Origin of the sequence: Streptococcus gwangjuensis, from assembly GCF_028156745.1 — a bacterium.
In the GTDB taxonomy this organism is placed as follows: domain Bacteria; phylum Bacillota; class Bacilli; order Lactobacillales; family Streptococcaceae; genus Streptococcus; species Streptococcus gwangjuense_A.
Genome location: NZ_JAODJG010000004.1, coordinates 1 through 366, shown reverse-complemented (window position 1 = coordinate 366; position 366 = coordinate 1). Strand labels below are relative to the sequence as shown.

The window sequence follows — 366 nt, the reverse complement described above, 5'->3', positions numbered from 1 at the left end:
CAAAAGGAGGATGTGGGATTCGAACCCACGCACGCTTTTACACGCCTGACGGTTTTCAAGACCGTTCCCTTCAGCCGGACTTGGGTAATCCTCCATATTATTTAAATGGACCTTGTAGGACTTGAACCTACGACCACTCGGTTATGAGCCGAGAGCTCTAACCAGCTGAGCTAAAGGTCCAACAAGATCAATATAGCGGCGAAGGGGATCGAACCCCCGACCTCCCGGGTATGAACCGGACGCTCTAGCCAGCTGAGCTACACCGCCATGTATCGGGAAGACAGGATTCGAACCTGCGACACCTTGGTCCCAAACCAAGTACTCTACCAAGCTGAGCTACTTCCCGAGTTAAATAGAAAAATGCAC

General features: G+C 51.4%; 4 tRNA genes. All 4 read right to left on the bottom strand.

The features are described from left to right. Positions 1-4: 4 nt before the first annotated feature. Positions 5-94: transfer RNA gene (locus N5909_RS00035), tRNA-Ser, on the bottom strand. A gap of 12 nt (positions 95-106) precedes the next feature. Further along, positions 107-180: transfer RNA gene (locus N5909_RS00030), tRNA-Ile, on the bottom strand. A gap of 13 nt (positions 181-193) precedes the next feature. Next, a tRNA-Met gene (locus N5909_RS00025) sits at positions 194-267 on the bottom strand. Positions 268-272: 5 nt separating this feature from the next. Further along, positions 273-346, bottom strand: a tRNA-Pro gene (locus N5909_RS00020). Positions 347-366: the final 20 nt, after the last annotated feature.